Origin of the sequence: Tritonibacter multivorans (assembly GCF_001458415.1) — a bacterium.
GTDB classification, from domain to species: Bacteria; Pseudomonadota; Alphaproteobacteria; order Rhodobacterales; family Rhodobacteraceae; genus Epibacterium; species Epibacterium multivorans.
The window spans coordinates 65574-91443 of sequence record NZ_CYSD01000037.1 but is presented as its reverse complement, the minus strand read 5'-3'; the positions used below and the strand labels follow the sequence as shown (position 1 = coordinate 91443).

The 25870-nt window shown below is 59.0% G+C and carries 22 protein-coding genes; 9 read left to right on the top strand and 13 right to left on the bottom strand.

Annotation, left to right across the window (positions count from 1 at the left end; genetic code table 11):
- Positions 1–4: 4 nt before the first annotated feature.
- Entirely contained in the window at positions 5–760 is a 756-nt protein-coding gene (locus TRM7557_RS11490; protein WP_058290358.1) for a helix-turn-helix transcriptional regulator, read from the bottom strand.
- A 201-nt stretch (positions 761–961) separates the two neighbouring features.
- Positions 962–2401: an aldehyde dehydrogenase family protein gene (locus tag TRM7557_RS11485; RefSeq protein WP_058290357.1), complete on the bottom strand. Its 1440-nt coding sequence runs from the start codon at positions 2399–2401 to the stop codon at positions 962–964.
- 273 nt (positions 2402–2674) lie between these two features.
- Here TRM7557_RS11485 and TRM7557_RS11480 point away from each other — a divergent pair, with 273 nt between their 5' ends.
- Entirely contained in the window at positions 2675–3325 is a 651-nt protein-coding gene (locus TRM7557_RS11480; RefSeq protein WP_058290356.1) for a peroxiredoxin, read from the top strand.
- A 27-nt stretch (positions 3326–3352) separates the two neighbouring features.
- Here TRM7557_RS11480 and TRM7557_RS11475 read toward each other — a convergent pair whose 3' ends face one another.
- Both TRM7557_RS11475 and TRM7557_RS11470 read right to left on the bottom strand, forming a co-directional pair.
- Entirely contained in the window at positions 3353–4177 is an 825-nt protein-coding gene (locus tag TRM7557_RS11475; protein ID WP_058290355.1) for a hypothetical protein, read from the bottom strand.
- 1 nt (position 4178) lies between these two features.
- Complete coding sequence (locus TRM7557_RS11470; RefSeq protein ID WP_235811467.1) at positions 4179–4928, bottom strand: hypothetical protein; 750 nt, start codon at positions 4926–4928, stop codon at positions 4179–4181.
- A 123-nt stretch (positions 4929–5051) separates the two neighbouring features.
- Between TRM7557_RS11470 and TRM7557_RS11465 the strand changes: the two genes are divergently transcribed.
- Positions 5052–5870 carry a hypothetical protein gene (locus TRM7557_RS11465; RefSeq protein WP_074941784.1) on the top strand — a complete coding sequence of 273 codons (819 nt, stop codon included), beginning with the start codon at positions 5052–5054 and terminating at the stop codon, positions 5868–5870.
- Positions 5871–5961: 91 nt separating this feature from the next.
- The gene (locus tag TRM7557_RS11460; protein WP_082626600.1) at positions 5962–6957 is read left to right on the top strand and encodes a polysaccharide pyruvyl transferase family protein; all 996 of its coding nucleotides are present in this window, start codon (positions 5962–5964) and stop codon (positions 6955–6957) included.
- Between the two features lie 77 nt (positions 6958–7034).
- Here the strand turns inward: TRM7557_RS11460 and pnp are convergent, their stop codons facing one another.
- Positions 7035–9167 (bottom strand): polyribonucleotide nucleotidyltransferase, encoded by a 2133-nt coding sequence (pnp, locus tag TRM7557_RS11455; RefSeq protein ID WP_058290351.1) that lies wholly within the window; start codon positions 9165–9167, stop codon positions 7035–7037.
- Positions 9168–9534: 367 nt separating this feature from the next.
- Here pnp and TRM7557_RS11450 point away from each other — a divergent pair, with 367 nt between their 5' ends.
- Positions 9535–11124, top strand: a complete 1590-nt coding sequence (locus TRM7557_RS11450) for a BCCT family transporter (protein WP_058290350.1) — start codon at positions 9535–9537, stop codon at positions 11122–11124.
- Between the two features lie 143 nt (positions 11125–11267).
- A complete protein-coding gene (locus TRM7557_RS11445) occupies positions 11268–11735 on the top strand; it encodes a BLUF domain-containing protein (protein ID WP_058290349.1) in 468 nt (155 codons plus the stop codon).
- Positions 11736–11818: 83 nt separating this feature from the next.
- Here TRM7557_RS11445 and TRM7557_RS11440 read toward each other — a convergent pair whose 3' ends face one another.
- The 3 genes from TRM7557_RS11440 to rpsO all read right to left on the bottom strand — a co-directional run bounded on the left by TRM7557_RS11440 (position 11819) and on the right by rpsO (position 13811).
- The gene (locus TRM7557_RS11440) at positions 11819–12085 is read right to left on the bottom strand and encodes a DUF6525 family protein (RefSeq protein ID WP_235811466.1); all 267 of its coding nucleotides are present in this window, start codon (positions 12083–12085) and stop codon (positions 11819–11821) included.
- 3 nt (positions 12086–12088) lie between these two features.
- Positions 12089–13303 carry a GTP-binding protein gene (locus tag TRM7557_RS11435; RefSeq protein ID WP_058290347.1) on the bottom strand — a complete coding sequence of 405 codons (1215 nt, stop codon included), beginning with the start codon at positions 13301–13303 and terminating at the stop codon, positions 12089–12091.
- A gap of 238 nt (positions 13304–13541) precedes the next feature.
- On the bottom strand, positions 13542–13811 hold the full coding sequence (gene rpsO / locus TRM7557_RS11430) for a 30S ribosomal protein S15 (RefSeq protein WP_058290346.1): 270 nt from the start codon (positions 13809–13811) through the stop codon (positions 13542–13544).
- 312 nt (positions 13812–14123) lie between these two features.
- Between rpsO and TRM7557_RS11425 the strand changes: the two genes are divergently transcribed.
- Entirely contained in the window at positions 14124–15122 is a 999-nt protein-coding gene (locus TRM7557_RS11425) for a LacI family DNA-binding transcriptional regulator (RefSeq protein ID WP_058290345.1), read from the top strand.
- Here TRM7557_RS11425 and TRM7557_RS11420 read toward each other — a convergent pair.
- The gene (locus TRM7557_RS11420; protein ID WP_058290344.1) at positions 15112–15582 is read right to left on the bottom strand and encodes an RbsD/FucU family protein; all 471 of its coding nucleotides are present in this window, start codon (positions 15580–15582) and stop codon (positions 15112–15114) included. The genes TRM7557_RS11425 and TRM7557_RS11420 overlap by 11 nt on opposite strands.
- 276 nt (positions 15583–15858) lie before the next feature.
- On the opposite strand from TRM7557_RS11420, the gene TRM7557_RS11415 reads away from it, so the two are divergent.
- The 3 genes from TRM7557_RS11415 (at position 15859) to TRM7557_RS11405 (ending at position 19397) form a co-directional block, all read left to right on the top strand.
- Positions 15859–16779: a sugar ABC transporter substrate-binding protein gene (locus tag TRM7557_RS11415; protein ID WP_058290343.1), complete on the top strand. Its 921-nt coding sequence runs from the start codon at positions 15859–15861 to the stop codon at positions 16777–16779.
- A 90-nt stretch (positions 16780–16869) separates the two neighbouring features.
- Positions 16870–18375 carry a sugar ABC transporter ATP-binding protein gene (locus tag TRM7557_RS11410; protein ID WP_235811465.1) on the top strand — a complete coding sequence of 502 codons (1506 nt, stop codon included), beginning with the start codon at positions 16870–16872 and terminating at the stop codon, positions 18373–18375.
- A gap of 14 nt (positions 18376–18389) precedes the next feature.
- Positions 18390–19397: an ABC transporter permease gene (locus TRM7557_RS11405; RefSeq protein WP_058290341.1), complete on the top strand. Its 1008-nt coding sequence runs from the start codon at positions 18390–18392 to the stop codon at positions 19395–19397.
- A 95-nt stretch (positions 19398–19492) separates the two neighbouring features.
- On the opposite strand, the gene TRM7557_RS11400 is transcribed toward TRM7557_RS11405, so the two are convergent.
- Genes TRM7557_RS11400 through TRM7557_RS11385 form a run of 4 tightly spaced genes read right to left on the bottom strand, consistent with a single transcriptional unit; the run spans position 19493 to position 25723 of the window.
- Positions 19493–20446 carry an ABC transporter substrate-binding protein gene (locus TRM7557_RS11400; RefSeq protein WP_058290340.1) on the bottom strand — a complete coding sequence of 318 codons (954 nt, stop codon included), beginning with the start codon at positions 20444–20446 and terminating at the stop codon, positions 19493–19495.
- Positions 20447–20495: 49 nt separating this feature from the next.
- The gene (locus TRM7557_RS11395; RefSeq protein ID WP_058290339.1) at positions 20496–22322 is read right to left on the bottom strand and encodes an ABC transporter permease; all 1827 of its coding nucleotides are present in this window, start codon (positions 22320–22322) and stop codon (positions 20496–20498) included.
- On the bottom strand, positions 22319–23374 hold the full coding sequence (locus TRM7557_RS11390; protein ID WP_058290338.1) for a quaternary amine ABC transporter ATP-binding protein: 1056 nt from the start codon (positions 23372–23374) through the stop codon (positions 22319–22321). Before TRM7557_RS11390 ends, TRM7557_RS11395 begins: the two co-directional genes overlap by 4 nt.
- 36 nt (positions 23375–23410) lie before the next feature.
- Positions 23411–25723, bottom strand: coding sequence for a DUF1989 domain-containing protein (locus tag TRM7557_RS11385; protein ID WP_058290337.1), 2313 nt, complete (start codon positions 25721–25723; stop codon positions 23411–23413).
- Between the last annotated feature and the right edge of the window lie 147 nt (positions 25724–25870).

Sequence of the window (25870 nt, the reverse complement as noted above, 5' to 3'; positions counted from 1 at the left end):
GGGCTCAGGCGGCGCGCTGTCCCAGCCGGTACTTGCGCGGGGTGACCTGCACCACTTTGCGAAATTCACGTTGAAAATGGGCCTGATCGGCATAGCCGCAGCAAAAGCCAATCTCAGCCAGGCTGTGGCTTTTGCCTTCCAGAAGGCGGCGCGCCACATTGGTCCGTGCGGTGCGCAACACCTTGGAAAAGGTGCTGTTTTCCGCAAGCAAATACCGTTGCAGACTGCGCCCGGTCAGACCCAGATGGGTGGCCGCATCATCAATGCGCCAGGCGCGCGCCGGGTCTGCCACTATCAATGCGGCCAGATGGTCCGTAATCCGAGGAGAGGCGCTGCTGTCAAGCTCGGGCTCTGCAGGCATATCCGTCATAGAGATTGAGAAGGGCTGGCCTGTGCCCTTTGCCGCAGCGGACAGGTTCAGCACGGGCGCGCTGCATCCGGCCTGCCGCAATAGGGTGCACAGTATTTCCAACTTGAACCGGGCCATGGCCGGATTGGCAGAGGCCGCCACCCCGCGAAGAACCAAGGCATCATCGCTGGGTGCAAAGGTTGTCCGCTCTGCGTCAGCGCAGAAACGTTCCAGACGGGTGAATTTCTCGGCGATGACGCTTGGGACGGGGACCTTGACCAAGGCCGCTGCGATAACGCCGCGAGGGGCGGGCGGTTCACTGTCGATCGCGGACACAGCAGCGGGCTGGCCCGCCAAAACGGTTTCGCTGATCAGGTCCTGCGAAAGGCCAAGCGCCTGAAAGAAATTCATCGTTCATCCTTTCCTCAACCGGAAGGTGTCAGTTGAATATAGACGAAATAACACTGAGTTACGCCACTACAAACTTAGGTTACAGGATTCCGCGAAAAAATGGGTGGAAAATTCTGCACTGCAGCGAAGATTTTTTGATGTGTTGGCAAAAAAGAACCGCCCCCAAATGGGGGCGGCACCTAAATCATTGTTTGGGATAGGTTATTCCGGGGTCCAGCCACTCACGGCCTTGACCTCAAGGAAGTCCATCAGACCGTAAAGCCCGCCTTCACGACCCGACCCGGACATCTTCATGCCGCCAAAGGGCGACCCTTCGGCGCGGGCCTGACCGTTCATTTCCACCATGCCAGAGCGCAGAGCGCGCGCCAGACGGTTGGCGCGGTCACTGTCTGCGGTCTGCACATAGTTGGTCAGGCCATAAGGCGTGTCATTGGCGATCTGGATGGCTTCTTCTTCGGTCTCAAACGGGATGATGACCATAACCGGGCCAAAGATTTCTTCGCGGGCGACGGTCATTTGGTTGTTCACATCGGCAAAGATGGTGGGTTTGACAAAGAAACCTTTGTCCAGACCATCCGGGCGGCCAGTGCCGCCTGCGATCAGCGTAGCCCCTTCATCGATGCCCGCCTGGATCAGGCCCTGGATCTTGGTCCATTGGGCTTCGTTCACGACGGGGCCAATATGCGCCCCCTCAGCAGAAGCAGGCGCGACTTCGATGGACGCCGCAACAGCCGCAGCCTCGGCCACAACCTTGTCGTAGATGCCTTTCTGCACCAGCATCCGCGACGGGGCGTTACAGCTTTGGCCGGTGTTGTTCATCATGTGGCGCACACCGCGTTTCACGGCGGTTTCATCGGCGTCGTCAAACAGGATGTTCGCGCCTTTGCCACCCAGCTCCAGGTGCACGTGCTTCAGGCTGTCGGCGGCCACTTTGGTGATCGCAATGCCTGCGCCGGTCGAACCGGTAAAGGACACCATATCCACATCCGGGTGGGTGGTCAGCTGGCTGCCCACACCCATGCCGTCGCCGTTCACCAGGTTGAAAACACCGGCCGGGAAGCCTGCTTCGTGGACCAGCTCGGCAAAGACCATCGCGTTCAGCGGCGACTGTTCCGACGGTTTCAGAACCATGGTGCAGCCCGCAATCGCCGCCGCGCCAAACTTCAGGGTGATCTGGTTGATCGGCCAGTTCCAAGGGGTGATCAGCGCGCAGACGCCAACCGCTTCAAAGATGATGCGGTCGTTCGGGGCGTGGTCGCCCAACGGCTGGTCGAACTTGAAGTTCTCAGTGGACAGCAGGAAGTTGTTCAGATGCCAGGTGCCCGCAGTCACCTGCTGCTGGCGCGCCATGTCGATCGGCGCCCCCATCTCAATAGACATCGCCTGAGCCAGATCCTCGGCGCGGGCCTCGATCACCTCGATCAGCTTTTTGACCAGCGCAATGCGTTCGGCGGGCGGGGTTGCCATCCAGCCGGGCAGGGCGGCTTTGGCTGCAGCCACAGCCGCATCGGTGTCGGCTTTCGCGCCAAGGGTGATGACCGCGCAGGGCGCCTCGGTCGAGGGATCGATGACTTCGCAGTCATTGGCAGCAGAAGGGGCGACCCATTCGCCGTTGATGTAGAAATCGCGCTTTTCGATCATGAATTCGCTCCGTTCATAGTCTCGGAGGCCCAAAGGGGCCGCTGTTTGCGCACACATTGTCAGGGCGGATTGGCACCGGCAAGTGTCGTTTCGGGCCAAATTTCCGCGACCCGGGGTAGAGGTCGCACATGGGCACGGGATTTGCCGCTTTTAACCCTTGGACCGCGAATATTTTTTTGGCAGATCCACAGACATACGCAGCCAGCTCCTTTAAGCCACGTGTAATGTGCTTAGATAACGCACAACTGATTCACTGAAAGAGAGGAGTTTCTTATGGGCCTGCGCATTAACGAGGTGGTGCCGAACTTCACCGCCGAAACCGATCAGGGCACAATCACCTTCCACGACTGGATTGGTGACAGCTGGGCGATCCTGTTTTCGCACCCCAAGGACTTTACCCCCGTTTGCACCACCGAATTCGGCGCCGTGGCACAGTTGGCGGACGAATGGGAAAAACGCGGCACCAAGGTGATCGGTGTGTCTGTGGACGGTGTTGAAGACCACAAGAAGTGGAAGGGTGACATCGAAACCTATGCCGAAACCAAGGCCGGTTTCCCGATCATTGCCGATGATGGACTGGCCGTGTCCAAAGCTTTCGACATGCTGCCCGCCGAAGCCTATCTGCCCGATGGCCGCACCCCTGCCGACAGCGCCACCGTGCGGTCCGTGTTCATCATTGGCCCCGACAAACAGCTGAAACTGTCGATGACCTATCCGATGACTGTGGGCCGCAACTTTGCGGAAATCCTGCGCGCGCTGGATGGTCTGCAGATGTCGTCCAAAGGTGTGGCAACACCCGCAAACTGGATGCCCGGCGAAGATGTGATCATCCCGCCGTCCGTGTCTGACGAAGACGCAAAAGCCAAATTCGGCGAGTTTGACACGATCTTCCCCTACCTGCGCAAAACCAAAGCGCCGGAATAATCTGGGTTATGCTCAGGCGCCCGCCCGTTAGGGCGGGCCAAATACATCGTTCAGCGCGGCAATGGCCGCATCATTGCCATCGGCTCTGCTGTTGTCCGACCGCAGGCTGACCGTTTGGCTGCCGGGCCATTCCAAAATGCGACGCCGCCCGCCGATTTTGGCGACCTCTGTTCCCGCCAAGCGGGCCATCCAGTAAAACCACAAATCGTCCGACTGCGGACACAGCTGCTGAAACAGAGCGGCGTCTGTAACGCGTGAATCCAGACTGGCGGGCGGGTACAGGATCCCGCTCACCCCTGTTGCACAGAGATCGGCGCTTCTGGCAGGGGCGTCAATATTATGAGACCACGTACCGTATGCCGCCACCGTACCATCATTTAGGCGCTGAACCCTGTGACAGCGATGAGCAACCACGCAACCGGGCGTATTTTTGGCCCCAGCAACCAGATCCGCCAGCCAATCGGCTTCGTAGTAGGCATCGTCATCTGCGGTTACAAGAAAACGATCGGGGTTCTCTCGAAGGGCGGGCACCAGTTTTTTATAAGACCGCAAGTCCTCGCAAAGCTTGAGCGTCAGGCCTTGGGATTGCAACTCCAGTACGTCCTGGGGAAGCTGCTTTGCATCCTTCTCTGTCAGGAAAAGCTGCGTGTCATCCGCCGCCACATTTTGGCGCAGGAGGCCGCGCAACGTCGGCGCCAGCGTTTCAAACCGCGCCGGATAGCTGGTTAGAGTCACAACCAGCGGTCTGTCCAACCCATGCGGGCGCGGGGTCACCTGACGGCTTTCAATTTCCTTCAAGGCCCGGCGCACGCGGCGGCGATGTTTGAATGCGCGAAAGGCCTCGGTCAGCATCTCAGTCTTCCCAAGCGGATTTCAGCCAAGAAATATCGCCAATGCGGCGATACCATTTTCCGCCCCGGCCATTCAGCGCATCATCCATTTTCGGGTTGCCCGCAAACAGTACGATCCGGGCGCCTTTGGGCAGTGTCGGATCAGCGAAGTAGCTGGCGAAATTCTTGGGCACACAGTGGTTCTTGAAGCTGACGCACCATTCTTTTGGCCAGTAATTCAGATTGCCTGCCTTAGCGAGCTGCGCGCTCTGAAACTGCTGGGAAATCTCATAGTTCGCCGTGGCCGCTTTGGGATCTGCAACAAAGGCATCAAGGATATAGCTGTGCGCGCCAACCTCATAGCGGAAGACAGAGCTATTGCCGACCGAGTGCAAGAACGCATCGCGTTCCGGGTTGATCTTGCGCAGGGGTTTCGGTCGGAACAGATCGTCGTCGCGGATAATGTGAAAGGCACCCGGCAGCTCAAAAAACGGTTCAAGATCATCCACAATCACGAGGTCCAGATCGAGAAACAGCGCCGTCCCTTTCAGCCCAGCCAGATCCGCGCGAAACAGCGCCAGCTTGCGCCAGCGGGTGTCGCTGTGGCCTTCGGGCAGACCCAGGTCTGGCAATGGCAGGGCCTCAATCCCATCATCCAGCCCGGTTGCGTCATCGGTGAAGCAGATAAAACGATGCGGCCGCTTCAGATGACGCGCCACACCGCGTGCGAGGTTGTTGACGTAATGTGGCCCGTAAAGTGTGCCCCATTTCATGGTTAGGATCAAAACCGGTTCAGACGTGTTCGAAGCAGGGGATGACATTTTGCTATTCTCTCGCAATTTGATAAAGAACTGCGCAGAAAATGGCGATTTCTGCAAGCGGGTACTTTGGACGGCATGGCCTTCAAGGCAGCCTCCAAAATAGGTTTTAAAATGACAAAGTACATGCCCGGAAAGCTCCGACCCAAATTCTTGGAGGTGCTTCGCTACAAGCTTCTCTATCGTCTTTTCTCCCGTAAAATGTTGTTGGAGCAGAGCCGGTTCAAAGGGAAAACAGTTCTCTTAGCGGGGCCTGCACGTACGCTGAGCGATGACCTCAGCCCCTGGTCCGCTGACGATTTTGATCTCGTCGTCAAAATGAACAACGGTTTATGGGTCGACCTGCCGTTTGGAACCGGAAACAGTCAGCGTTGCGATGTGTTGTTTCACAGTCTGACGGATGACATCCCGGCGGTGACCTCCGCGGCATTAGCGGCAGCCGATGTGCGTTGTCTTGTGCACCGGACAACTGGCAAAGGTCGCTTTCCTATAACCCTATGGGCAGCGCGCAGTTGGGGCACGGAAAACAGGGTGGTTCGGATTGTAGACCCTGACAGCTATCGGAAACTGACAAAGCGACTGGAGGGCGCGTCCCCTACGACTGGGCTGGTGTGTCTGGATTTCCTTTTGAAATCAGGCGCAAAGAAAGTTGTGATTGCAGGGTTCACGTTCTTTCAAACCAAATATCAGGATGGCTATGATGAACGCGATCAGACCGACCAAGACACGGTTCAACGTGTCAAATCGCTGTCGCACCATGACCCCGACAAAGAACGCGAAGTTGTTGCAAGGCTTGTGGCTGAGGCGCGCAAAGCCGGAACCGAAGTTGTGCTTGGCCCTTGTGTTGAGACAGCCCTTCAGGGGCGTCTTATAGACAACCAAGACTTGGTCTCTTAAGTTCGCGGTCTGCGTTGGGCGCAACAGTGTGATACGTGTGCCTAAAGAAACCTTCCAACGTACAACTGAAGAAAACCACCCGAGAGAAGCGATGACAAAGGCAGTAATACTCAACGATACACGTGAGGATTTCCACCACGGCTGTTCCCGTGTCATGACCGTTCTGGAAAAGGGTTTGACCGAGCACGGGATGACAATCACTGCACGCAGCCCGTTGCGACATCGCTGGTGGGAGGACCAAGACTTCTTAGGTCATATGGCGCAAGCTGAACGCATTGTGATCAATGGCGAAGGCACCCTTCATCATGGTCGTCCAGCAGGTTTGGACCTGTTGAAAGTCGTTGAACACAAGGCTTGCCGCGCGCCGACGTACCTGGTCAATGCGCTGTACCAAGAGAACCCGGATTCCTGGCTGGCACCGCTTTCGTCCTTTTCCGGCGTTTGGGTGCGTGACAGCCGCAGTGCGCAAGAACTGACAGACCAAGGCGCGCGCTGTGATGATATGATCCCTGATCTCACACTCTGTGGCGGTCCGATCGTTGACCTGCCCGCAAAACGCAGTGGTACCATTGTGGGCGACAGTGTCGACAATTCGGTCACCGCGGCGCTTAAAGACCACGCGCAACTGTCAAACGCGCAGTACATCCCAAGCCTGAGCCACCTGAAACGCCCCAAAGGGCGGACGCGTTTGGGGCGGTACCTTCGAAACCGTTACATCGCGCGCTTTGAGGCTCAAACCCAGAAAGAATTTCCGCTGCTGCATCTGGCAAAGACCGTTGATGATTACGCAACGCGTCTTGCCCATGCCGAATTGCATGTAACCGGACGTTTCCACGGCGTGTGCATTTCTTTGCTGACGGGCACGCCTTTCTTGGCTCTGCAGTCCAATTCTTGGAAAATCGAAATGCTGCTCGAGGATCTTGGCCTTTCGAAGTCCCGCCTGATTGCGATCGAAGATCTCAACCAGCCTTTCAATGCGGCGGATTGGGCGTTTTCCACCGACGAACAGTCCCGCATCGCGGCGGCGCTTTTTGAGGCGCAGGGCAAAGCAGCCAAGATGTTTGCACAGATCGCGGCTGGGACATAACGACGCTCACCCCTAACAACCAACAAAAAAGGCCCGACGCTTGCGCCGGGCCTTTGCTTTTAAAAGAGAAGACCGGATTACTCGGAGGCTTCCTCTTTCTTGATCTCTTCGCCGGTTTCCTGATCCACAACTTTCATGGACAGGCGCACCTTGCCGCGATCGTCAAAGCCCAGGAGTTTGACTTTCACTTCCTGACCTTCTTTCAGAACGTCAGACGGGTGGTTCAGGCGGCGGTTTTCGATCTGGCTGACGTGCACCAGGCCGTCACGCTTGCCGAAGAAGTTCACGAAGGCGCCGAAGTCGACGATCTTCACCACTTTACCGGTGTAAACCGCGCCTTCTTCCGGCTCTGCGACGATCGAGTGGATCATCTCATAGGCCTTCTTGATGGCTTCGCCGTTGGCAGATGCGATCTTGATCACGCCGTCATCGTTGATGTCGACCTTCGCACCCGAGGTTTCCACGATCTCGCGGATGACCTTACCGCCGGAACCGATCACTTCACGGATCTTGTCGGTGGGGATGTTCATGGTCTCGATGCGCGGTGCGTGCTCGGAGAACTCGGAGGCCTCGGTCAGCGCCTTGGACATTTCGCCCAGGATGTGCAGACGGCCTTCTTTCGCCTGTGCCAGCGCGGACTTCATGATTTCCGGCGTGATGCCAGCAACCTTGATGTCCATCTGCAGGGAGGTGATGCCTGCCTCGGTACCGGCCACTTTGAAGTCCATGTCGCCGAGGTGGTCTTCGTCGCCCAGGATGTCGGTCAGAATACCGTAGGAACCGTCGTCTTCCAGAACCAGACCCATGGCCACGCCTGCAACCGGTGCCTTCAGCGGAACGCCCGCGTCCATCATGGACAGGGAGCCACCGCAGACGGACGCCATGGAGGACGAACCGTTGGATTCGGTGATCTCAGAGACCACGCGGATGGTGTAGGGGAAGTCGGTCGGTGCCGGCAGAACCGCCTGCAGCGCGCGCCATGCCAGTTTACCGTGGCCGATCTCACGACGACCCGGGGAGCCAACGCGGCCCACTTCACCCACAGAGTAGGGAGGGAAGTTGTAGTGCAGCAGGAAGTTGGATTTGAAGTTGCCGTGCAGCGCGTCGATGAATTGCTCATCGTCGCCGGTGCCCAGGGTGGTGACAACCAGACCTTGGGTTTCGCCACGGGTGAACAGGGCGGAACCGTGAGTACGCGGCAGCATGCCGGTTTCGCACTCAATCGCGCGGACTTTGTCCAGGGCACGACCGTCGATACGGCGGCCGTTCTTGACCACGTCACCGCGCAGAACGCCGGATTCGAGCTTCTTCAGCGCGGAACCAAGGTTCGCGTCTTCTTTCTGCTCGTCGGACAGGCCTTCGATGATCGCTTCTTTGACAGCAGAAACCGCAGCAACGCGCTCTTGCTTGTCGGCGATTGCATAGGCTTCGCGCATTTTGTCTTCGCCAGCTGCTTTTACAACAGCATACAGCTCGGAGTAGTCGGGTGCGACGAAGTCGAAGGGCTCGTTTGCCGCTTCTTCCGCGAGGGCGATAATCAGGTCGATCACCGGCTGGATCTGCTCGTGCGCAAAGGTCACCGCGCCCAGCATTTCTTCTTCGGTCAGCTCGTAAGCTTCCGATTCCACCATCATCACGGCGTCTTTGGTGCCGGCCACAACCAGGTCCAGACGCTGATCGGGGTTCAGGCGCAGGTCCTGCATGTCGTCGACGGTCGGGTTCAGAACGTATTCGCCGTCCTCGTAACCCACACGTGCGCCAGCGATCGGGCCCATGAACGGCGCGCCGGACAGGGTCAGGGCGGCAGAGGCTGCGATCATGGCAACGATGTCGGGGTCATTGACGAGGTCGTGCGACAGCACGGTGCACATCACCAGAACTTCGTTTTTGAAGCCGGGGACGAACAGCGGGCGGATCGGACGGTCGATCAGACGTGCGGTCAGGGTTTCTTTTTCAGTCGGGCGCGCTTCGCGCTTGAAGAAACCACCGGGGATCTTGCCCGCCGCGTAGTATTTCTCTTGGTAGTGCACGGTCAGCGGGAAAAAGTCCTGACCAGGCTTTTGTTCTTTGGCGAAGGTCACGTTGGCCATGACCGAGGTCTCGCCCAGCGTTGCAATCACGGTGCCGTCCGCCTGACGGGCAACCTTGCCGGTTTCCAGCGTGAGCGTCTCTTCGCCCCACTGCATCGATTTTTTGGTGACGTTGAACATCTGTCGTATCCTAATTGGGAGCTCTCGCGGGCGTATCCCGGGTCTCCCGATTGATTGGCGGCCCCATTGCCGCCGACCCCACACTATCATTACTTTCGCGTGCCGGGGTCTGGGCACATCGTCTCAGATAATCCGCGCATACAGGAGTTTGGGTCGTTTTGGAACAGGGAAAACTGTGAGAGGGTGCCCCAGGGTCACGTTGCCAAAGTTCGAATTCTGATGTTTTTGGCGCGAATACCCCCTAATCCGTCGTGTTCCGTGTCGGTTTTGTGACGCTGATCCCTAGGTTGGGCGCAGACCCCGCGTAAGTGAATCAAAAAAACAAAAAAGCAGGGGTTCCGTGCAAATCGTCACCAGGGAGACCCAGATGACTGACACAACCTCCTCAGGAGGACTCTCGGAGAGTACCGAGACTGACTCAAATTACGAGATCGGACAGGACAATATCCAACCGTTCGGCCTTGAAATGCATAACCCCGTCTTCCCGATTTCCGCCGTCTGCATTGTGCTCTTTGTGGTGCTGGCGCTGACCAATCAGGAAGCCAGCGCCGCCCTCTTCGGCTGGCTGCGCCCCTACCTCACCTCCACTTTTGACTGGTTCCTGATGTGGTCGGTCAACATTATGGTGGTCTTCTGCTTCTTTCTGGCGCTGTCGCCCCTGGGCAAAGTGCGCATTGGCGGCAAAAACGCGACGCCGGACTACAGCTATACCGGCTGGATCGCGATGCTGTTTTCCGCCGGTATCGGCATTGGCCTGCTGTTCTTTGGCGTGCTGGAACCGATGTATTACTCGCTGCCAGAGCTGAACACCCTGCCGCTGGGGCTGGACCCGTCGGTGCCGGGCAATGAAAACATGGGTATCGTTGGCACCGTGTTCCACTGGGGCATTTCGGGTTGGGCGGTCTATGTGGTTGTGGGCCTGTCGCTGGCCATCGCTGGCTACAACCTGAACCTGCCGCTGACCCTGCGGTCGGCCTTCTATCCGCTGTTCAAGGAACGCGTCTGGGGCTGGCCGGGGCACGTCATTGATATTATTGCGGTCTTTGCAACCTTGTTTGGCCTGACCACCTCGCTTGGTTTGGGGGCGCAGCAGGTTGCGGCCGGTCTGAACGATGTCTTCGGCTTGGAGGTCAACACCACCCTGATCGTTGTTCTGATCCTGCTGATCACCGCGGTCGCGCTGGTGTCGGTTGTTCTGGGCATGGACGCAGGCGTCAAACGCCTGTCTGAAATCAACATGGCCATGGCGGCGCTTCTGTTGCTGTTCGTGCTGATCATGGGCCCGACCTTTGACCTGCTGGGGCGCTTCGGCAATGTGATGGTCGACTATGTGGTGAACTTTGTGCCGCTGTCGAACCCGCATGGCCGCGAAGACCTTGGCTTCATGCATGGCTGGACCACCTTCTACTGGGCCTGGTGGATTGCATGGTCCCCGTTTGTCGGCATGTTCATCGCCCGCATTTCCAAAGGCCGTACCGTGCGCGAGTTCATCCTTTGTGTTCTGATCGCCCCCTCGCTGGTCTGCGCCCTGTGGATGACCATCTTCGGTGGCATGGCCATGGACCAGATGGCTGGTGGCTATGACGGTGTGAAAGAGGTCGTTGCGGCCTACAAGCCCGAACTGGCGCTGTTCCGCATGCTCGACCAGCTGCCGCTGTACTCTATCGTGGCCCCGATCACCCTTGTTCTGATCGTGATCTTCTTTGTGACCTCCTCGGACTCCGGGTCGCTGGTCATCGACACGATCACCGCAGGCGGCAAGATCGACGCGCCGGTGGCACAGCGTGTGTTCTGGTGCACCTTCGAGGGTCTGGTGGCGATTGCCCTGTTGCTGGGGGGCGGTCTGAACGCGCTCCAGGGGGCTGCGGTCTCTATGGGGATCCCGTTCACCGTTGTGGTTCTGGCCATGTGCCTGTGCCTCTATGCGGCGCTGCGCTCGGAACGCGCCAAGATGTAAGCCGTAACAGGCGAAGAAGACCAAGGGCCGGGGGGAAACTCCGGCCCTTTTTGTCTCTTAACCATTTCCTCAAATTTTAGAAAACTGGAACGGTATCCAATTGTACACTGTCCTCAGATGGTCCCAATTATGAAGGAGTGCACATGTACCGTTTGGTCTACACAAGCCGCTCTGCGGCAGATCTGTCAGCTGACGACATCAATATGATCCTGAACACGGCGCGGCGTCGCAATGCCGACGAAGGGATCACGGGTCTTTTGCTCTATCACAACAGAATGATCCTGCAGGTGCTGGAGGGCGAAAAAGCCCCGGTCAAAGCCTGCTACGACCGTATTCGCCGCGACCCGCGTCACCGCGATGTTTGGGTGCGGATGGAGGGCGAGGTCGACACGCTGTTCTTCACCGATTGGTTTATGGGCTATGAACAACCCGAAGCACTGCCTGCGCTGGGACGGGTCGCTGCCGGCAAGTCGCTGATCACATTGGATCAGCTCAAGTCGCGCCTGTCTTCGGTCAATGATGTCCAAACCGAAGATCACAAACAGGCAGTGATCGACATCCTGAAACGGTATCTGATTACGGCGCAGTACAGTGAGCGCGCCAGCGCCTGAGACAGAGGCGCTTGCAAAGAAAAAGGTGCCGACTGCATGCAGTCGACACCAGAACAGCCCGGTCGCGGTCGGGCCTGATACTGCTATGCGGCCGCGTCTGTGCGGCGGCTGTCGCGGGCAAGGGTCGCATCCTCGATGCGGTTCAACCGCTCTAGCGCTTCTTGCGGACTGGCGCCCTTTGCGCGGGCGCTGGTCCAGATTTTCTTGCAGGAATGCGCCGACCACGGCAGCTTTGCCCCTTGCAGCCAGGCACGCAGCTCTGGTGGGAGGGCATCATAAGCCGCCATTGGGTCGACGTTTCGTTTCTTTGCTGGCAGGTTGCTGGCTCGGTTTTTGTGATACCGGGCCATAGATTACGCTGCCTCGTCAGCCCGTCGCCACGCCGGGAAAGGATCGGGCAGACCTGCGCAGGTCTCCACGTCTTCCATGGTCGCATCCTTCAGCAGGCAGGCATCCAGTTTTGCCTCCAGCGCGGGCCAGTCGATGCCTGCACCGATAAAGACGATCTCCTGACGGCGGTCGCCAAAGGGCTCTTCCCAATGCTGTTTCATATACTCGCGCGCCTGCGGGTGATCGGGCCAGCGTTCGATCGGAACGGTTGCCCACCAGGTGCCCAGCGGTGCGACCGACGACAGTTTCCCGGCAAGCGAGAACTCCGCCACCCATTCCGGTCGGGTGATGATCCAGAAATGGCCTTTGGCCCGGATCACGCCGGGCAGGTCACCGTCCAGCAGGTCATGGATTTTGACCGGATCAAACGGTGCGCGCGCACGATACACATGCGAGGAAATGCCGTATTCTTCGGTCTCTGGCACGTGATCCTTAAAGCCATACAGCTCTTTGGCCCACATCGGGTGTTCATGGGCTTCTTCAAAGTTGAAGAGGCCGGTGTTCAGGATTTCCTGCGGGTCAACGTTCGACCGGTCGGTTTCAATGATCTTGGCGTCCGCGTTCAGCGACCGGATGATCTTGCGCGCCTTGTCGACGTTCTCAGGACCTGCGTCGGTGACCTTGTTCAGGACGATCACATCGGCAAATTCCATCTGATCGGTCAGCAGGTTCACCAGCGACCGGTCGTCTTCTTCGCCCAGGCTTTCGCCGCGATCCGAGATAAAGTCATGGCTGTCAAAGTCCGCTGTCAGGTTCACCGCATCGACCACGGTCACCATGGTGTCCAGACGGGACACATCCGACAGGCTTTCGCCCAGTTCGTCGCGGAAATCAAAGGTGGCAGCGACAGGCAGGGGTTCGGAGATACCGGTGCTTTCGATCAGCAGGTAGTCAAAACGCCCCTCAGCGGCCAGTTTGCGGACCTCTTGCAGCAGATCGTCACGCAGGGTGCAGCAGATGCAGCCATTGGACATCTCGACCAGGGTCTCGTCCGTCTGGCTCAGCTGAGCGCCGCCTTCGCGAACCAGATCCGCGTCAATGTTGACCTCGGACATATCATTGACAATCACCGCGACCCGCAGGCCCTCGCGATTGTTCAAAATTCGGTTCAACAGGGTGGTTTTGCCGGCGCCCAGAAAACCGGACAGCACGGTGACGGGAAGGCGAGAATCGCTCATTGATGTCTCCGGGGTATAGGTGATGTTATAAACTAACAAGCACATCATTTCCGGATTTACAAGGCTGGGAGGGTTCTCCCGACGCGTCAGGCAGCGGTCTGCTGTTGATGCAGCTTGGCCAATGTCGCCTGTGCGTTGCCGTGTAAGGGCCCCACGTTCCAGATGTAATGGCCGGGGGGCAAAGCAAAACACCCGCTCAAAAGAGCGGGTGTCGCAATCGTCACAATGACGGGCGCGCTTAGCGGCGGATGCCGAGGCGTGCGATCAGGTCCTGGTAACGGGCCACATCTTTGCCTTTGGTGTAGTCCAGCAGCTTACGACGCTGAGCAACCATTTTCAGAAGACCACGACGGCCGTGGTTGTCCTTCTTGTGGGTTTTGAAGTGCTCGGTCAGGGTGTTGATGCGCGAGGTCAGGATTGCAACCTGGACTTCCGGGGAACCGGTGTCGCCTTCTTTGGTTGCGAATTCTTTCATCAGGCGTGCTTTTTCTTCAGCAGTGATCGACATCGGGGTCTCCTTTAAAAGGTTAAGGGTGATGGCGCAGGCCGGGATGTCGTCCAGCACAGGCCCATGGAGTGTCCGCCAGAACCAATCGATTCCAATGCGGATGCGCGCTGTTACTCTATTTGAGGGCAAGTTGCAAAGGTTGCTTTGCCCGTAGCAGCCCTTTGCCGTCACAGGGGACAAGACCGCGGCGCTAAACATGAAACGTTTCACATTGAAAGCCACGCCCGCTAGAGCATACTAGCACGGGCCCCATATCGCGCACAGGCCGGTTTCAGGTTTTCAATTGCGCCCCCAAAAAAGAAGGAGAGAGACGTGGCAAAAACCGTGACAATCAAAGACGTTGCGGCCCATGCCGAGGTGTCGGTCGGGACGGTGTCTCGGGTTCTTTCCAAAAACAGCACGGTCAAAGCCCCGCTGGCAGAGCGGGTGAACAAGGCGATTGCAGAGCTTGGTTACAAACCCAATTTTGCGGCCCGCGCCCTGCGTGCGAAACACATCAATGTCATTGGCCTTCTGGTGCCCGACATCACCAATCCTTTCTTTTCGCAGCTTGCGGACAAGCTGGAAGGGCTGGCAAGCGCGCGGGGTCATGCGCTGATCGTCTCCAGTTCGCGCAATGATTCCCGATTTGAGGCCCGCCAGTTCAACGCACTGCTGGAACATCAGCCCAAGGCGATTTTGCTGGTGCCCGCGTCAGATCAGCGCTTGTTTGACCTGCCGGACAGCACGGTGGTCTACGGGCTCGACCGGCCGGCACCGGGGTTGCGGACCTTTGGCGTGGATCAGCGCGCAAGCGCGGCTCTTGGACTGAAGCATCTGGTCGATCTGGGGCATCGCCAGGTGGTCTATATCGCTGGTCCGCAAACGACGATCACCGGCCGTCAGCGCCGCGAAGGGGTCGAAGCTCAGGCCCGTGCCCTGCGGGAGGCTGGTATTGACCTAAATCTCGACATTCGCGAAGGCACCTTTGATTTCCAAAGTGGCGAGACCATTGCCCGCGCAGTGTTGTCGGGGCCGTCGGGCGGTGACGTGCCCACGGGCATTCTGGCCGCAAACGATCAGATCGCCATTGGTGTGGTCCGCGCTGCCCGTGATATGCGCATCGATGTGCCGGGCGAACTGTCGGTCATTGGCTTTGATGACATTGATCTTGCTTCCCTCGTGGTGCCGCGACTGACCACCATCCGCCAACCGGTGGATGCGATCGCCTCGGCCGCGATGGACGCCATTTTCGCCGAAGAAACCGAAGCCGCGGATCATTTGGCAATGGGCCGTCTCTGCGAACGCCAGTCCACGCAGGTTAGGGCGTGACCTGCACAACCTCCTCTGGGGGCACCACCCCTTTGCGCAATACAAAACAGCCGAAAAAACGCGTCTCGCCGGTTTGAATGATCGCAAAGGCTGATTTGGCCAGCTCGTAAAAGGCAAAACGCTCTATCTGCAGGGTGGGCCGGTCGCGGCCATCGTATTTGGCAATGCAGGCGTCGACTTCTTGCTGCACAGGCGGGCGCTGACCTGCGTCCCCGACCACCTCCATCGACATGGCGTAATCATCCACAAACGTATCCAGTGGCATGACCGATAGAATCGCCGCTGCGGCCTCGGCGCTGGTCAGGTTCTCCATCAACAACGGGCGGCCAATCTGCGTTGTGGCAGCCACGGTCGCGGCTGGAAAGTTCCGGTCGCACAGCACAATCAGGTCGCCGTGGCCGGCCGCGCGCAGGGCGGCCAGAACTTCGGCGTTTAAACGATGATCGATTCCTTTAAGCATGGTGTTCCTCCCCAGTTTTCATCTTAGCTGATGTGCTCGCGAAAGGCGCGTCAGGCCCTCTCCCTGCCCGAATTCCCCGCGCGATCCCCTTAATTCATTGGTTGTTTCAGCATGTTACCCCTGCTTATCCGAAGTCGATCATGAATGCATTCAAAAATATGAAACGTTTCATATTGACTTCATCGTTGCCCCTGGGTCAAAGTCGCCCTGCAACCATGAAACGTTTCATTCGCTGGCCGGAGGAGCCAAGCCTGTGAAGCGGGTAGGGAGGAAATTATGAAATTCACCAAATTTATTGCCGCCGCCGCGACCTCTGTGTCGCTGCTTGCAACCGCGGCCTATGCGGACGCAGACCACCCGAAGGTCGGTCTGGTCATGAAGTCGCTGGCCAATGAGTTTTTCCAGAACATGATGGTCGGTGCAGAGGCCCATGCGGAAAAGCGTGGCGACTATGAACTGCTGGCCGTTGGCATGCAGAACGAGACCGATTTTGAATCGCAGATCAATGCGGTCAACACCTTTATCACCCAGGGCGTCGATGCCATTGTGATTGCTCCGGCTGACAGCCGCGCCATGGTGCGCCCGCTGAAACGGGCGATGGAGGCAGGCATCACCGTTGTGAACTTTGACGTCGCCTTGGATGCAGACGCAAAGAAACAACAAGGGGTCGAGCTGGCCTTTGTCGGCCCCGACAACCGTCAGGGCGCAAAGATGGCCGGTGACGCGCTGGCCGCCGCTCTGGGCGAAGGTGGCAAAGTGGTTATCATCGAAGGCAATCCGGGCGCCGATAACGCCACCCAACGCCGTCTTGGGTTTGAAGACTCTGTCGCCGAACATGGGCTCAACCTGCTCGACAGCCGCACCGCCTATTGGGAAACCGAAGAGGCCAACACCGTTTTTGCCAATATGCTGACCGCGAACCCTGATATCCAGGGTGTGATGGCGGCAAATGACTCCATGGCCATCGGTGTGGTTCAGGCGCTCGAGGCGGCAGGGCGCGACGACATTCTGGTTGTGGGCTTTGACAATGTGCCAGCCGCCAAGGCGCTGGTGGGCGAAGGCAAACTGCTGGCCACCATCGATCAGTTCGGCTCCGAGATGGCGGCCAACGCGATTGATCTGGCCATTGATGTGGTGCGCGGCGGTCCCGAGCTCGAAGGTTGGGTGCGCACCCCCATTGACCTCGTGACCCAGTAAACCACGCGCCGCCTGCCGCGCTGCCCTTTGGCGCGGCAGGTCGTTCACGCCTGTCCAAGTCCCGAGGCCACCATGAACGCCCATACCCCTATGACCGCACCGCTTCTGACGGTGCGCGGTCTGAAGAAACATTTCGGCGGTGTCAAAGCGCTGGATGGTGTTGACCTGCAGATCCGCCCCGGCGAGGTCCACGCCCTTGTCGGTGAAAACGGCGCCGGAAAGTCGACCCTGATCAAGGTGTTGACCGGTCTGCATTTTCCCACCGACGGCGAGATCACCTTTCAAGGCGCAGGCTTTGTGCCCGGCCAGCCGCAATGGTCCAAAGAAGCCGGCATTCAGGTGGTCCATCAGGAGTTTAACCTGCTGGAACATCTGTCGATTGCCGAAAATATCTCGATCGAAGCCCTGCCGAAAACCCGTTGGGGGTTCCTTGATAAGGCAGAGATGCGCGCCCGTGCGGTGCAGGCGCTGGATCTGGTGGGCCTTGGTGGCATCTCCACCCAACGCCCCATCTCCAGTCTTGGCATTGCCCATAAACAGCTGGTTGAAATCGCCCGTGCCTTGCAGACCGACAGCAATCTGCTGATTTTGGATGAACCCACCGCCACCCTGACCGAACGCGAAAAGGACAATCTGTTCCAGATCGTGGCACAAGCCAAAGCGCGCGGCGTGTCGGTGCTGTTTGTGTCGCACCATCTGGACGAGGTCTTTGCCCATTGCGACCGGGTCACGGTCTTCCGAAATGGCCGCACGGTGACCACCGAAGACATCGCCAAGACCTCGCCCGAGGCCGTGGTCGCGCATATGGTTGGCCGCCATGTGGACCACACCGCACGCGAAACCCGCGCCCATGACTTGGGTGCGGTTGTGCTGTCGACCCAAAACCTCATCTCCAGCGCAAATACCACTGGCCACGGCGTCTCCGTGGAGGTGCGCGCAGGCGAAATCCTTGGCATTGCCGGTCTGGTGGGCGCGGGCCGCACCGAATTCCTGCGCGCGATCTTTGCCGCCGATACGCCCGCAGGCGGCACGGTGCAGATGGACGGCGCGGCGGTGTCTTTCCATGGCCCGCGGGACGCCATTGACGCAGGCATTGGCTTTGTCACCGAAGACCGCAAGCTCGAAGGGTTGATCCTCGAGATGTCGATTGCCGCCAATACCAGCATGGTGAACCTGAAATCGCTGTTTCCCAAAGGTTGGATGGCCGCCCGGACAGAGGCCGATCAGGCCGCCACCTATGGGCGGAAGTTCGGCCTGAAATACGGCAAGACCGGGGACGCAGCCGCGTCGCTCTCGGGCGGCAACCAGCAGAAGGTTGTGCTCTCTAAGTGGCTGGCCAACAGCCCGCGCGTCCTGCTGCTGGACGAACCCACCCGCGGCGTCGATGTGGGCGCCAAATTCGAGATCTACAAAATCCTGCGCGAACTGGCTGCCGAAGGGGTGGCCATGATCATCGTATCCTCCGAGCTGCCCGAGCTGATGGCGCTCTCGGATCAGATCGCCGTTATGTCAAACCACCAAATCGCCGGAACGCTTGAACGAGACAGCTTCGCCGAAGAAGCCATTCTCAAGTTCGCCTACGGACAAGCCCAGTGAAGGGAACCCCCAAGATGCAAACCGCGACAAACCTCGCGCCTGATGCGCCCGATCTGAAATCCAACCGTCTGACCCTGCGCTATGTGCTGCAACATGCGGGCATTGGTCTGGCGCTGCTGATCCTGGTGATCTTCTTTTCGATCGCGTCCGAACATTTTCTGACCGCAGGCAATATCACCAACATCCTGACCCAGATCACCATCAACCTGATCCTTGCGGTGGGGATGACCTTTGTCATTCTGATCGGCGGGATCGACCTGTCGGTGGGGTCGGTTCTGGCCTTTGCCGGCGTTGTGGCGGGCAAGGTGATCACGCTTTCGGGGTTCAGTGACGGGACGTTGATCACCATGGCGGTTCTGGCCGGTCTGGGCACCGGCGTGATCTGCGGGTTGATGAACGGGCTGATCTCTGCGTGGTGGGGCTTGCCGTCCTTTATTATCACGCTGGGGATGCTGAATATTGCCCGTGGTGCGGCGCTGCATGTGGCCGATGCGCGGACCATCTATTCCTTCCCCTTCTCGTTTGAAGAGTTCGGCAGCATTATGATCTTTGGCGTGCCGATCCTGTTCCTGCTGGCACTGGCGCTGGTGGCCGTGGCCTGGGTGGTGCTGAACTTCACCGTCTTTGGGCGCATGGTCTATGGCATTGGCAACAATGAAGAAGCCGTGCGTCTGGCGGGCCATAATGTGATGTTTTACAAGGTCGGTGCTTTTGCCATCTGTGGTGCCTGCGCAGGTCTTGCGGCGCTGGCCTATATGGCGCGGCTGAACATCTCCTCGCCGATTGCGGGCATTGCCTTTGAACTGGACGCCATTGCCGCCGTGATCATTGGCGGCACCTCGCTGGCGGGCGGGCGTGGCTCTGTTCTGGGGACCTTGATGGGGGCCTTCATCATTGGCGTTCTGGCCAATGGTCTGATCCTGATGGGGCTGAATGACTTTATGCGGCAGATGATCACCGGCCTTGTGATCATTGTGGCCGTGATTGTGGATTATTATCGCGCGCGGTTCTCGACGACGTAGAAGAGCGTTCTAAAATAATCCGACGGGTGTCTGTGACTGGCCCGAAAGACTGAAAGGTGCCGCGCGCAAAACGCGGCACCTCTTTTTGTTTGGGCTTAGCCGTTGATCCAGCCGTCCACGATCTCGCGGTTGTCCTCGATCCACTCTTCGGCCACTTCCTGCGGGTCACGTTTGTTTTCAAACATCTCCACGATCCAGCCGTTGATCTCGTCACCGGTGAACTGGATATTGCCCAGCATCTTGGCCACCGCAGGGTTGCGGGATTCGAGCGACTTGGAATAGCCGATAAACACGTCATTGGGTGCAATCACGCATTCAAAGTTCGACACTTCCAGCCAGTTTTCCGCATCCAGATCCACGTCTTCACAGCCATCGAACCGCTCGGGCTCGGACAGGGCGGTGAGGTCGTATTTCACGTGCAGCGCTTCGGGCGTCCAGTAATAGAACAGCTGCGGCTTGGACGCGGTATAGGCGGCTTCCAGGCCCGCTTTGAACGTGTCAGCCGAGACAATGTTCGGCTCCCACAGCTCGTCCAGACCATAGGATTTGAACTTGATCTGCCAGCGCTTGGTCGATGCCCAGGTCACATCACCGGCCCAGTATTCGCCCTTGCCATTGCCGTCGGTGTCAAACATCGCGGCGATTTCCGGGTTGTTCAGATCCTCGATCGAGCTGACCTTGTCGGTCATGTAGCTTGGCACATAGATGTTCGAGGTGCCCTTATAGGGCTGGTTGGTCAGAACGGTGCCATTGCCGTCGATATATTCATCCCAAAGCGCCTGCTGGTTCGGCATCCACAGGTCGGTATAGACATCAATCGAGCCATCGCCTTTGTCCATGCCGGCCATAATGACCGCTGCCTGGTTCATGCCCGAAACGATCTCTGCATCGCCGCCCATGGGGCCTTCGATGATCGCCACGATCACATTGCCAATCGCCCGCGCGCCGTTCCAGCTGAGGTCAGAAAGTGTGATCTTCTCCTGCGCGGAGGCCGCCGCCCCCGTCAGTGTCAGTGCGGCAACAGATGCCGCTGTGAGTAGATGTTTCATAGTCTAGTCTCCCTGTTGTGGTGGTTGTTATGCGTTTGGAAATATTGGGTTAGATCAGGCTGAAGGAATTGCGGATCCCCTTCAGAATGCGGTCGATCATCATCGCGACCAGCGCGATTGCGATACCTGCCAGAAGGCCCTTGCCAGCCTGCGCATCGCCCAGCGACGCGGTGACAATCGCACCCAGACCTTCAGCCCCAATAAAGGCCGAGATGGTCGCCATCGACAGCGCCAGCATGATGGTCTGGTTCAGACCCGCCATGATCGACGGCACCGCCATGGGCAGTTCGACCTTGGTCAAAAGCTGCCGGTCCGAGGCGCCAAAGGCCAGCGCGGCTTCTTTGGTGCTTTCGGGCACCTGCAGAATACCCAGCGCCGTCAGCTTGATCATCGGCGGCATCGCAAAGATCACGGTTGCCAGCACCGCAGGCGGCTGCGAGATGCCAAAGAACGCCACCGCAGGCACCAGATAGCTGAGCGACGGGATCGTTTGCATAATGTCGAGGATCGGTTCGGTGATCCAACGGGCGACTTTGTTTTTTGCCATCCAGATGCCAATCGGCAGGCCAATAAAGATACAGACACCCGTGGACACAACAACCAAAGCCATGGTCTGCATCGCCACTTGCCATAGTTCGAACAGCGCCAGGAACCCAAGCGAAGAGGCGACAAAAATCGTCGTCCCACGACCGGCAAATTTCCAGCTCAGCACAATGAACAGGAAGGCCACAACCGCCCAGGGCGTCTGCATAAAGGCCACCTCGACCTTGATCAGCGACTGGCGCAGCGCGGCGGTCATCGCATCAAAGGCCCCGGCAAACTGCGCCCGCAGATAGTTGATCGACATGTCGATGCTTTCAGCCGAATAGGTGAAGACATTCACCCGGCGCCCCTCAACGGCGTCTTTGACCTGACGCACCAGCATGGTCGCGCCCTCGTTACCTGCGGCAATCGCGGCCTCATCCGGCACCCGGCGGTAGGTCACGTCTTCGGGCGGATCCAGACGCACAAGGGTCGGGAAATCATCGACAAAGAAACAGTCAAACTTGGCCTGACCGGTCAGCGCCACATTGGCTTCGACCTGTTTGATGTCACGGCCCAGCGACCGGCTTTCCTTGCGCAGCGCGGCGCGTTCGGATTTCTCGTCACTGGTCAGGCTTTCCTTGGTAGCCAAGGCCTCCATCCGGGCCAGAAGATCGCTGTTCTTGGCCTGCATGTCGCCCAGCAGCGCACCTGCGTTCAGGGCCCCGTAGGACGCCATCAGCGTGCGCGTGACCTCGCCCGAGCGCATCTGGTTGAAACAGGCGCGCTCATCCGTGCGCACCTGTGTCGCGCGATAGGTGGTCAGTGGCATGACAATGGCCATGATGACAGCGCCTGTCACAACACGTGGCCAGCTGACCGCATGGGCGACGGACGAATTGATCCGCCACTTGGAATATTGGTTGAAATACCAGCGGTTTGCCCGGCTCCCAAGCCAGAGGCGCCCGCCAATGAACAGCAACAACGCGGCCCAGCCGAATTGCGTAATCCAGTTCGAATAACGCGCGATCAGCGTCTGATTGGAGGCGGCATCCTGCTGTGCGATCTCCAGAAGCGGCGTGTATTTAAAGACCTGCATCAGGCAGACCAGCGCCAGCAGGTCCAGCGCCACAGACAGCCAGAACAACAGCCACTGCCCGCGATACGCGCCCCAGAACCACGGCGCGATCAGCGCCAGCAGGTTCTGATGCCACTGCGGCAGCTCGCCTTTCTGAAACTTCTCAAACACCGGCGCGTAATAGGTTTCGCCGGTCCCGACAAAGGTTTCGACCGAGACATCGCGTTCGGTCACGTCGCGGCGTTCCGCGCCAGAGGAGGGTTGTACTGCGCTCATACGTCCGCGCTCCCTTGCAGGCCTTGCAACAGGCGGTCTTTGTTGATGACGCCGATCAGGGCGTCGGCGTCTTTCACCAGCACCGGCAGCTCGCTGCCCGTGGACAGGCCGACAATGGTGTCCAGATCCTCGGTCGGGGCGGCGGTGGGGTGTTCACGGCTCAGGTCGATGGGGCCGTGTTTGGCTTGGTATTCCTCTGGGTCGATCATGATCTTGGCAGCCGAAACCAACTTCAGGCGGGAAATTCCGGCTACAAAATCAGCGACATAGTCATCGGCAGGGGCGGTTACGATGTCCTCGGCGGTGCCGATCTGGACAATCTCGCCGTCTTTCATAATGCCAATGCGGTCGCCCATGCGGATCGCCTCGTCCAAATCATGGGTGATGAAGATCGTGGTCTTTTTCAGATGGGTCGACAGGCCCAGGAATTCGTCCTGAAGATTGCGCCGGATCAGCGGATCCAGCGCCGAGAAGGGTTCATCCATCAGCAGGATTTCCGGGTCCGCCGCCAGCGCACGGGCCAGCCCCACACGCTGCTGCATGCCGCCCGACAGCTCTGCTGGCAGGCGGTCGCCATAGCCATGCAGGGACACCGTCTCCAGCGCCTTATCGGCCAGCTTGGCCCGGTTGTAGCCGTCCATGCCCTTCAGCTCGAGGGAAAAGCCAATATTGTCCCGCACCGACCGGTGCGGCAGCAGCGCCATGTTCTGAAACACCATGCCGATCTTGTCGGCCCGCAGCGCCCGCAGGGCTTCGGGTTTCATCGCGCCCACGTCTTCGCCCATAATGCGGATCTTGCCGGCAGAAGGTTCGATCAGCCGGTTGATGTGACGCACAAGGGTCGATTTCCCCGATCCCGACAGCCCCATCAGGCAGAAGATTTCGCCCCGGCCAACCGAAAAGCTCGCGTCTTTCACGCCGACAACGGCCTGATAGCGGCTCAGCACCTCGGCCTTGCCGATCCCCTCCTTGCGGATCGCCTCCATTGCCTCGGGTGCGCGATTGCCGAACACCTTCCAGACATGTTCCAGTTCAACGACCGTATCGGTCATGGCATTCCCCTGTTTTTGTTCTGTTTTTCAGCATTTTTATGCTCTTGCGCGTTCGCGTTTGGGATCGACAAACGGGATCTCGGTCACCGTGGCGCTGATGCGTTTCATGCGGCCATCCATCTGGCCCACCTCCAGCGCCGTGCCGACCGCGGCGTGTTCTACCGACAGGCGCACAAAGGCGATGGCGCGCTCCAGCGTCGGCGACCGCGTGGCCGAGGTCACAACCCCAACCTGACGTTCCCCGATCAGCACAGGCGCGCCGTGATGGGGCACGTCATCGCCGTCAAAGATCAGCCCCTTCAGCACCTTGCGCGGATCCTTCGCATTGCGCTCCAGCGCCTCGCGGCCGATGAACTCGGTCTTTTTCAGATCCACCGCAAAGCCAAGCCCGGCTTCATAGGCATCGACACCCGGCAGGAATTCCCCCCCCGATGCGGCGAGCCCGGCCTCGATCCGGATGATCTCCAAGGCGGCGCTGCCCATGGGCGTCAGGCCAAATTCAGCGCCCGCCTCCATCAGCGCGTCCCATACGGCGACGGCATCATTTGGCGCGCAGAACAGCTCGTAGCCCAGCTCCCCGGTGTAGCCCGTGCGCGACAGCATAAAGGCGGCGCCGTCGCGGTCATGCAGGCGGCCGACGGTGACGCCGAACCATTTCAGCTGATCGACCGAAGGCACCTGCGGTTGGGTAAAGCAAAGCTTGCGCAGCACATCGCGCGACCGCGGCCCCTGCAGCGCCAGATTGACCAGCGCCTCGTTCATATCGGTGATCTGCACCTGCAGCCCGTTGCTGTCAGCGAGGTCCTTCAGATGCCGCGCGCTTTCTTCATGGCCACAGCACCAGCGGAAAATCTCCTGATCCAGCCGGAACAGGGTGCCATCATCAATCACCGCGCCGGTGTCATCACACAAAAGCGCATAGGTGCCGCGCCACTGCGCCAGCTTGGCCACATTGCGCGTCAGCGCCAGCTGCAGCAGCCGCTCTGCATCGGGGCCAACCACATCGTATTTGCGCAAGCCGCTCATGTCCTGAACCGTCGCCTTGTCGCGGCAGGCCCAATATTCGGCCAGGGTGCCAATGCCCTGATAGCTGACGGGCACCCAGATATCGCGGGCAGGGGCAAAGTCATCCGTCAACGCGCCGGTGCGCGGGTGAAAGGCGGATTCATGACTGACGGTCATTGGGGCGTCCTCTTTCGGGCGATAAGCCACGGCCCGTTGAATCGGGGCTTCGGGGGTATAGATGCGAACGTGAATGTCGGTGGGGTTCCAGCCGTTGATCGGGTCCAGATCATCGGGGCAGGCGGTCGAGACACAGACCAAATCCTCCAGCGCCCGCATGGCGACATAGTCACCGGGACGGGAATAGCTTTCGGCGGTCATCAGGTGGTGCGAATGCTGGTCAACCCAGGTGTTCCAGAAGAAATTGATCGCAGGCCAGGCCGGGCGGCGCGCGATGCCATAGGGGTCCATCGCATGAGAGATATTGTCCGAACAATTGAGGTGTCCCGGAAAGCCGCGTTCTTCATATCCGCGCGCGGTGCAGGCCAGACCAAAGGTGTCATGCCGCCCGCAGGTGTCCTGCACCACTTGCAGCATCGGGCGCATATCGCGGTCATAGAATTTGTCGAACAGGCCGGGCCCCGGGTAGCTGCGATGCACCATCGACCGGGTCGCGGTGCTGTCGATCATCATCTCGTGGCCCGCGTCCAGCGCGGCGGCGTTAAACGCCATGAAGTCCGAACATTGCTGCCCTTCGACATCAATGATCTGCAGCATCTGGCCCGCCTTTAGCGCATAGGCCTGCGCGCTGCCGCGCTTGACGGTGAATTCGTCATGCACATGCCCCAGCACCGGGGGTAGCTTGCTCTGTGCGGGCGCCTGTTGCTTTAGGTGGACGGTCAGATGCGGCTGGCTTTGTCCGGCTGCCAGACACGCGCCTTCCACCGGCAGCGCAACCCAAAGCGTCACTGCGGCGCTGGCCTTGAACACCTGCAGATCTGACACGGCAATCTCGGTTGCGGCGGTCGGGGCGGTGCCGCCCTGCGCAAGGCTCCACCCGATCAAGGGGCCTGCATTGACCGCAGCCAGATCGACAGATGTCGCAGTTTCCAGGCCAAGCGCGTCATGCGCCGCGCGGCCTTTGTCATTAAATGCAAACAACCAGACCTGCGCCGCCGCACCGGTAAAAGACACCAAATCGCCCGTGCACATATCCAGACGCACCAGCCCGCGCGGGCCCAGCTCTGTGTTCTGTGAGGGTGGTTTGGCCGGGAAGCCGATAAAATTCCGCCCGACACCCTGCCAGCCGATGTTTGAAAACCCACGCAAAGGGGTCGCTAGTGACATGACCCTGCCAACCTTTTTGCAATCCATAAGACGGCCACAGAGAAAATTCCGTGTAACCGGTTACATGAAGTGTGTAACTGGTTACACGAGTCAAGAAAGAGGGTAGAACTGGCCTCACGCTTTGCAAAAAACTGGTACGACTGGACG

What these genes read in the sequence shown, in the direction of transcription:
- TRM7557_RS11490 (WP_058290358.1), bottom strand. Translation starts at nt 760, where the DNA reads ATGAATTTCTTTCAGGCGCTTGGCCTTTCGCAGGACCTGATCAGCGAA.
- TRM7557_RS11485 (WP_058290357.1), bottom strand. Translation starts at nt 2,401, where the DNA reads ATGATCGAAAAGCGCGATTTCTACATCAACGGCGAATGGGTCGCCCCT.
- TRM7557_RS11480 (WP_058290356.1), top strand. Translation starts at nt 2,675, where the DNA reads ATGGGCCTGCGCATTAACGAGGTGGTGCCGAACTTCACCGCCGAAACC.
- TRM7557_RS11475 (WP_058290355.1), bottom strand. Translation starts at nt 4,177, where the DNA reads ATGCTGACCGAGGCCTTTCGCGCATTCAAACATCGCCGCCGCGTGCGC.
- TRM7557_RS11470 (WP_235811467.1), bottom strand. Translation starts at nt 4,928, where the DNA reads ATGAAATGGGGCACACTTTACGGGCCACATTACGTCAACAACCTCGCA.
- TRM7557_RS11465 (WP_074941784.1), top strand. Translation starts at nt 5,052, where the DNA reads ATGGCCTTCAAGGCAGCCTCCAAAATAGGTTTTAAAATGACAAAGTAC.
- TRM7557_RS11460 (WP_082626600.1), top strand. Translation starts at nt 5,962, where the DNA reads ATGACAAAGGCAGTAATACTCAACGATACACGTGAGGATTTCCACCAC.
- pnp (WP_058290351.1), bottom strand. Translation starts at nt 9,167, where the DNA reads ATGTTCAACGTCACCAAAAAATCGATGCAGTGGGGCGAAGAGACGCTC.
- TRM7557_RS11450 (WP_058290350.1), top strand. Translation starts at nt 9,535, where the DNA reads ATGACTGACACAACCTCCTCAGGAGGACTCTCGGAGAGTACCGAGACT.
- TRM7557_RS11445 (WP_058290349.1), top strand. Translation starts at nt 11,268, where the DNA reads ATGTACCGTTTGGTCTACACAAGCCGCTCTGCGGCAGATCTGTCAGCT.
- TRM7557_RS11440 (WP_235811466.1), bottom strand. Translation starts at nt 12,085, where the DNA reads ATGGCCCGGTATCACAAAAACCGAGCCAGCAACCTGCCAGCAAAGAAA.
- TRM7557_RS11435 (WP_058290347.1), bottom strand. Translation starts at nt 13,303, where the DNA reads ATGAGCGATTCTCGCCTTCCCGTCACCGTGCTGTCCGGTTTTCTGGGC.
- rpsO (WP_058290346.1), bottom strand. Translation starts at nt 13,811, where the DNA reads ATGTCGATCACTGCTGAAGAAAAAGCACGCCTGATGAAAGAATTCGCA.
- TRM7557_RS11420 (WP_058290344.1), bottom strand. Translation starts at nt 15,582, where the DNA reads ATGCTTAAAGGAATCGATCATCGTTTAAACGCCGAAGTTCTGGCCGCC.
- TRM7557_RS11415 (WP_058290343.1), top strand. Translation starts at nt 15,859, where the DNA reads ATGAAATTCACCAAATTTATTGCCGCCGCCGCGACCTCTGTGTCGCTG.
- TRM7557_RS11410 (WP_235811465.1), top strand. Translation starts at nt 16,870, where the DNA reads ATGACCGCACCGCTTCTGACGGTGCGCGGTCTGAAGAAACATTTCGGC.
- TRM7557_RS11405 (WP_058290341.1), top strand. Translation starts at nt 18,390, where the DNA reads ATGCAAACCGCGACAAACCTCGCGCCTGATGCGCCCGATCTGAAATCC.
- TRM7557_RS11400 (WP_058290340.1), bottom strand. Translation starts at nt 20,446, where the DNA reads ATGAAACATCTACTCACAGCGGCATCTGTTGCCGCACTGACACTGACG.
- TRM7557_RS11395 (WP_058290339.1), bottom strand. Translation starts at nt 22,322, where the DNA reads ATGAGCGCAGTACAACCCTCCTCTGGCGCGGAACGCCGCGACGTGACC.
- TRM7557_RS11390 (WP_058290338.1), bottom strand. Translation starts at nt 23,374, where the DNA reads ATGACCGATACGGTCGTTGAACTGGAACATGTCTGGAAGGTGTTCGGC.
- TRM7557_RS11385 (WP_058290337.1), bottom strand. Translation starts at nt 25,723, where the DNA reads ATGTCACTAGCGACCCCTTTGCGTGGGTTTTCAAACATCGGCTGGCAG.